Origin of the sequence: Sphingomonas sp. 28-62-11 (genome assembly GCF_002278865.1) — a bacterium.
Classification (GTDB): Bacteria; Pseudomonadota; Alphaproteobacteria; order Sphingomonadales; family Sphingomonadaceae; genus Sphingomonas.
Window position 1 is genome coordinate 22730 of record NZ_NCGB01000033.1, and the last position, 6236, is coordinate 28965.

A 6236-nucleotide genomic window follows, 5' to 3' on the forward strand; every position below is an offset into this window, starting at 1 on the left:
GGCGCAAGCCTTCCCCCGTCCCTACCCATATTTATCGAAGATAAGGATGAAAGACATGGCCGAGATCACAGCCGCTGCCGTCAAGGATCTGCGCGAAAAGAGCGGCGCGGGCATGATGGACTGCAAAAAGGCGCTGACCGAAGCCAATGGCGACATGGAAGCAGCGATGGATTGGCTGCGCACCAAGGGCCTGGCATCGGCTGCCAAGAAATCGAGCCGCACTGCTGCGGAAGGCCTGATCGGCGTCGAAGTGTCGGGCACCAAGGGTGCTGCGGTCGAAGTCAATTCCGAGACCGATTTCGTCGCGAAGAACGAGCAGTTTCAGACGTTCGTCCGCGACGTGACCTCGGTCGCGCTTGCGCTGGGCGATGATCTTGATGTGATCAAGGCAGCGCATCTTGGCGGCAAGACCGTTGAGGAAGTGCTGACGAACAACATCGCGACGATTGGCGAGAACCAGAATCTGCGTCGCGCCAAGCGTCTCGAAGTGACGAGCGGCGCCGTGGTGCCCTACGTCCACAACGCGGCTGCGCCGGGTCTGGGCAAGATCGGCGTGCTTGTCGCGCTGGAAAGCACAGCTGGTGAAGACGTGCTCGTGCCGCTGGGCAAGCAGATCGCGATGCACATCGCCGCTGCCTTCCCGCTGGCGCTGCACGAAGATGGCCTCGACCCCGATGTCGTCGAGCGTGAGCGCGCGATTGCGACCGAAAAGGCAGCCGAAAGCGGCAAGCCTGCCGATATCGTCGCCAAGATGGTCGACGGGGCGATTGCCAAGTACCGCAAGGAAAACGCGCTCGTCAGCCAGCTGCTGGTGATGGACGGCAAGACCAAGATCTCCGACGTCGTCGCCAACGCTGCCAAGGCAGCGGGCGCGCCGATCGAGCTCAAGGACTATGTCCGCTTCCAGCTCGGCGAAGGCATTGAGCGCGAGGTCAGCGATTTCGCTGCTGAAGTTGCCGCCGCTGCCGGCGTCAACTGATTGTTCCAAGGGGCGTGGCGAGATGATCGCCGCGCCCCTTTGTTATCTGCCCTTTGCGACCGCCCAGCGCCTGCCTTCACGCGCGGCCTGATCCGCAAATGGACACCCCCTTTGCGGGATGAGTGCTTGGCACAGTGGGAGGGGCCTACTAAGGTCGCGCCGCTTCCCCGCCCAAGCGCAAGTTGGACCCATGACCAAACCCCCATTCAAGCGCATCTTGCTTAAACTGTCCGGAGAGGCAGCGATGGGCGATCAGAATTTCGGTATCGATCCCGCAACTGTTGCGCGTGTCGCCGGTGAAGTGAAGCAGGCCAAGGACGCCGGGTTCGAACTTTGCCTCGTCATAGGCGGCGGCAACATCTTCCGCGGGATGGCAGGCGCTGCCAAGGGCATGGACCGTGCGACGGCCGATTACATGGGCATGCTTGCCACGGTGATGAACGCGTTGGCGATGCAGGACGCGCTCGAGAATCTGGGCGTGGAGACGCGGGTGCAGTCGGCGATCCCGATGGCGAGCGTCTGCGAACCCTATATTCGCCGCCGTGCCGAGCGGCATCTGGAAAAGAACCGCGTCGTCATCTTCGCGGCGGGCACTGGCAGCCCCTATTTCACCACAGATTCAGGCGCTGCCTTGCGCGCCGCCGAAATGCGCTGCGATGCGCTGTTCAAGGGCACCAGCGTCGACGGCGTGTATAATGCCGATCCGAAGATCGATCCCAAAGCCGTTCGCTATGAACAGCTTACCTTTTCCCGCGTCCTGTCGGATGATTTGAAGGTGATGGATGCCAGCGCGGTGGCGCTTTGCCGCGACAATGATATTCCGATCGTCGTGTTCAACATCCGCGAAACCGGCAATCTTGCCCGGGTACTGGCGGGTGAGGGCACGTCGACGATCGTCAATAACCAGACCGAGTATACGGAGAACTGACATGGCCGCTTATGACAAGGCCGATCTTGAGCGCCGGATGGCCGGTAGCGTTGAAGCGCTGAAGGGCGATTTGACCGGCCTGCGCACGGGGCGCGCGAGCACCTCGCTGCTCGATCCGGTGACGGTGGAAGTGTACGGATCGCATATGCCGCTGAACCAGGTGGCGACCGTGTCTGTGCCTGAATCGCGGCTGTTGTCGGTGCAGGTTTGGGACAAGGGCAATGTCGGCCCGTGCGACAAGGCGATCCGCTCTGCCGGACTCGGCCTGAATCCGATCGTCGATGGCACGACGCTTCGCATCCCGATTCCCGATCTGACCGAGGAACGCCGCAAGGAACTGGCCAAGCTGGCCGGGCAATATGCCGAAAAGGCGCGGATCGCGGCGCGCAACGTGCGGCGTGACGGGATGGAGAGCCTGAAGGCCGACGAAAAGAAGAACCTGATCAGCGAAGACGAGCGCAAGCGCCACGAGACCGAGGTCCAGAAGCTGACCGACGCAACCATTGCCGATATCGATGCCGCCGCCAGCGCCAAGGAAAAGGAAATCCTCGGCAAGTGATGCCGCTGCCCGCCAAGGCACCGGAAACGGAAGGCGGGGCAGGTGCTTTGCCGCGCCATGTCGCGATCATCATGGATGGCAATGGCCGCTGGGCGAAACAGCGCTTTCTGCCGCGCATCGCCGGGCATCGCGCCGGTGTGGAGGCAGTGCGCCGGGTAACGCGCGCGGCGCGCACGCTGGGGATCGAAGCGCTGACGCTCTACGCTTTCTCGTCGGAGAACTGGCGCCGCCCTGATGAGGAAATCGGCGACCTGATGGGGTTGTTGCGGATCTTCATCCGCAGTGATCTCGACGAAATGGTGCGCGAGAATGTCCGGCTGCGCGTAATCGGCAATTATCACCGCTTTTCGGCCGATATTGTCGCGATGGTCGATGATGCGCTGGCGCGGACGTTGGTGAATGACGGCCCGATCCTGGTGATTGCCCTGAACTATGGCTCCCATGCCGAACTCGCCGCGGCGGCGCGTGACCTCGCCCAGCAGGCGATCGACGGAAAGATCGACGTGAGCGCGATCGACGAAGCGGCGATCGAGCGCCAGCTCGATACCAGTGATCTGCCACCGCTCGACTTGATGATCCGTACCTCGGGCGAGCATCGGCTTTCCAATTTTCTGCTGTGGCAGGCGGCTTATGCCGAGTTGCACTTTGCCGAAACGCTGTGGCCCGATTTCGATGAAGCCGCGCTCGCAGAGGCTGTAGCGTCCTTTGGGCGACGTCAGCGTCGCTTTGGGGGCCTGTGACGGTCGGCGACCCAAACATTCGGCGCCAAGAACTCGCAACGCGCATCGTGGTGGGGTTCGCGCTGGTTGGGTTCGCGCTGTTCGTGCTGTGGCTGGGGGGAATCGCCTTTTGGCTGGTCGTGACGATCATCGGCATCGGTATGTTGCGCGAATGGGCTGATCTGGCCAAGGCCGATCTGGCAACCCGGCGGATGATGCTGTTTGCGCTTTCGGTACCGTTGGCGATCATGTCGCCCATGGCGGCAGGGCCGCAATTTTTCGCACTCGGCCTGATCGCGGCGGCAGCGGTCTTCATCCTGGTCAGCACACGGCAATCGATGCTGGCGCTGGGCATCATCTACACGGGATTGCCGGTGCTGGCCCTGTTGCTGATCCGCAAACAGCCTGATGGCCTGTTGTTCACGATCTGGGCGATGGCGCTGGTGTGGATGTGCGATATCGGCGCGTTTTTCGTGGGGCGCGCATTCGGCGGGCCGCGGCTTGCGCCATCGATCAGCCCGAACAAGACCTGGGCGGGCTTTGTCGGTGGGATCGTTGCGGCGGCTGCCTTTGGCGCGATCCTTCATGTTGGCTGGGGATTGCCCTGGCGGTTGACCCTCGCCACGCCATTGCTCGCGGTGGCGGCCCAGGGCGGGGATTTGTATGAAAGCTGGCTCAAGCGGCAAGCGGGCGTAAAGGACAGCGGATCAATGCTGCCGGGCCATGGCGGGCTGATGGACCGGCTGGACGGGCTGATCCCGGTTGCGCCAATCGCGGCGTTCCTGGTGATGTTACCCGAAATAAAAGCGATGGTGACCGGGTTGATACCCGGATTGATACAGGGGCTGGGTGAATGAAAACGGTAACGATTCTGGGGGCGACGGGATCGATTGGTACGTCGACCCTCGATCTGATCGAGCGCGAGCCGGAAAATTTCCAGGTGCTGGCGCTCACGGCGAACTGCGATGTCGAAAAGCTCGCGGTTGCCGCGATACGCACCAACGCCCGGCGCGCTGTTGTCGCAGATGAGGCGTGCTTGCACGATCTGCGGGCGGCGCTGGTGGGAACGGGGATCGAAACGGCAGGCGGCGCGCAGGCGCTGTGCGAAGCAGCGGCGATGGGCGCGGATGTGACGATGGCAGCGATCGTTGGTTGTGCGGGGCTGGAGCCGGTGCTGGCGGCGATCGAACAGGGCGGCACGATCATTCTGGCGAACAAGGAGCCGCTGGTCTCTGCCGGCGATGTCATTCTAGCAGCGGCAGCAAAGCATGGCGCAACGCTGTTGCCGGCCGATTCCGAGCATAACGCCATTTTCCAATGCTTCGATTCGGCGCGGCCCCACCGCGTGCGACGCATTATCCTGACGGCGAGCGGCGGCCCTTTCCGTGACAAGACGCTCGAAGAAATGCGCCACATGACGCTCGAACAGGCGGTGGCGCATCCCAACTGGTCGATGGGGGCGAAGATATCGGTCGATTCGGCAACCCTGATGAACAAGGGGCTTGAGCTGATCGAGGCGGCGCGGCTGTTTCCGGTCGCCAACCACCAGCTGGAGGTGATCGTCCACCGGCAATCGGTGATCCATTCGATGGTCGAATATGTCGATGGTTCGGTGCTCGCGCAGCTGGGACCGCCCGATATGCGCACGCCGATCGCCTATTGCCTCGCCTGGCCTGACCGAATGGCAGCGCCCATGCCGCCGCTCGATCTGGTGGCGATTGGCAGGCTCGATTTCGAAGCCCCCGATCCAGTCCGCTTTCCGGCGCTGCGATTGGCGCGTGAAGCGCTTGAGGCCGGCGGCGCCCGCCCGGCCATCCTCAATGCCGCCAATGAAGTGGCCGTGGCTGCTTTTCTCGAACGGCGGATCGGCTTCCTCGAAATTGCCGCAATCGTCGAAGATACACTCAATTGCTACGATCCTGCGGCGCCGGATAGCGTCGAAGAGGTGCTGGTGGTGGATGCCGAGGCGCGTAGGCTTGCCGGTGTGCGTGTAAAGGATTGCGTCGCTTGATCCAGACTCCGGGCTTTTTCTATACGGTGATGGCATTCATCCTGGTGATCGGGCCGTTGGTGTTCGTTCATGAGCTTGGCCATTATCTCGCCGGTCGCTTTTTCGGGGTGAAAGCCGATGAGTTTTCGATCGGTTTCGGGCGCGAAATATTCGGCATTACCGACAAACGCGGCACGCGGTGGAAGTTCGGCTGGATGCCGCTGGGCGGCTATGTGAAGTTTGCGGGCGATATGGACGCTTCAAGCAAGCCCGATCCCGACTGGCTTGCTCTGCCTGCCGAAGAGCGCGAACGCACCTTTCAGGCAAAACCGATCTGGCAACGCGCGATCATCGTCGCGGCGGGGCCGGTAACCAATTTCCTTGTCGCGATCGCTATCCTGATGGGGTTCGCGCTCAGCTTTGGCGAACTACGCACGCCGGCGGTGGTCGGCTCGATCCAGCCGGGTAGCCCGGCGCAGAACGCTGGCCTGAAGCCCGGCGACCGGATCGTCGCGCTGGGCGGCCGCAGCGTCGACAGCTTTGAGGATATGGTCCGCTTCGTCCAGATCAGGCCCGGCCAGCAGGTGAGGGTCGATTTCGTCCGCGGCAACGCGCCCCAGGCGATCGACCTGACGGTGGGCACGCATATCGAGCGCGACCGGTTCGGCAATGAACCTAAGATCGGGCGGCTGGGCATCGGACGAACGGCGGCAACGTTGGTCCCTGTGAGCGTGATCGAAGCGCCGTTGGTCGCGATCCGCCAGACGGGTAATATCCTGCGGATGATGGGTGATGTGATCGCCCAGATCGTCTCGGGCAGCCGCTCAGTGAAGGAACTTGGCGGGCCGTTGAGCATTGCGAAGGTGTCCGGCGAGCAGATGGCTCTTGGCACGGCATCATTCGTCTTTCTCATCGCGCTGGTTTCCATTAATCTGGGATTCATTAACCTTTTGCCAGTGCCGGTGCTGGATGGCGGGCATCTGCTGTTTTACGCGATCGAGGCGATCCGCCGCAGGCCGCTTGAGGCGCATGTGCAGGAATGGGCATTTCGCGGTGGATTA

General features: G+C 62.4%; 7 protein-coding genes. All 7 read left to right on the top strand.

Features of this window, described 5'->3' with window-relative positions; all coding sequences use genetic code 11:
* Window positions 1–55 precede the first annotated feature (55 nt).
* A complete protein-coding gene (gene tsf / locus B7Y49_RS11730; protein WP_374127779.1) occupies window positions 56–979 on the top strand; it encodes a translation elongation factor Ts in 924 nt (307 codons plus the stop codon).
* A gap of 190 nt (window positions 980–1169) precedes the next feature.
* Window positions 1170–1907 carry a uridine monophosphate kinase gene (gene pyrH, locus B7Y49_RS11735; protein ID WP_374127780.1) on the top strand — a complete coding sequence of 246 codons (738 nt, stop codon included), beginning with the start codon at window positions 1170–1172 and terminating at the stop codon, window positions 1905–1907.
* 1 nt (window position 1908) lies between these two features.
* Entirely contained in the window at window positions 1909–2466 is a 558-nt protein-coding gene (frr, locus tag B7Y49_RS11740; protein WP_374127781.1) for a ribosome-recycling factor, read from the top strand.
* The gene (locus B7Y49_RS11745) at window positions 2466–3206 is read left to right on the top strand and encodes an isoprenyl transferase (protein WP_374127785.1); all 741 of its coding nucleotides are present in this window, start codon (window positions 2466–2468) and stop codon (window positions 3204–3206) included. Before frr ends, B7Y49_RS11745 begins: the two co-directional genes overlap by 1 nt.
* Window positions 3203–4042 carry a phosphatidate cytidylyltransferase gene (locus B7Y49_RS11750; protein ID WP_374127782.1) on the top strand — a complete coding sequence of 280 codons (840 nt, stop codon included), beginning with the start codon at window positions 3203–3205 and terminating at the stop codon, window positions 4040–4042. Before B7Y49_RS11745 ends, B7Y49_RS11750 begins: the two co-directional genes overlap by 4 nt.
* Window positions 4039–5196 (top strand): 1-deoxy-D-xylulose-5-phosphate reductoisomerase, encoded by a 1158-nt coding sequence (locus tag B7Y49_RS11755; protein WP_374127783.1) that lies wholly within the window; start codon window positions 4039–4041, stop codon window positions 5194–5196. Before B7Y49_RS11750 ends, B7Y49_RS11755 begins: the two co-directional genes overlap by 4 nt.
* The coding region (locus B7Y49_RS11760) for an RIP metalloprotease (protein WP_374127784.1) at window positions 5193–6236 on the top strand (1044 nt) is incomplete at its 3' end. The genes B7Y49_RS11755 and B7Y49_RS11760, both read left to right, overlap by 4 nt.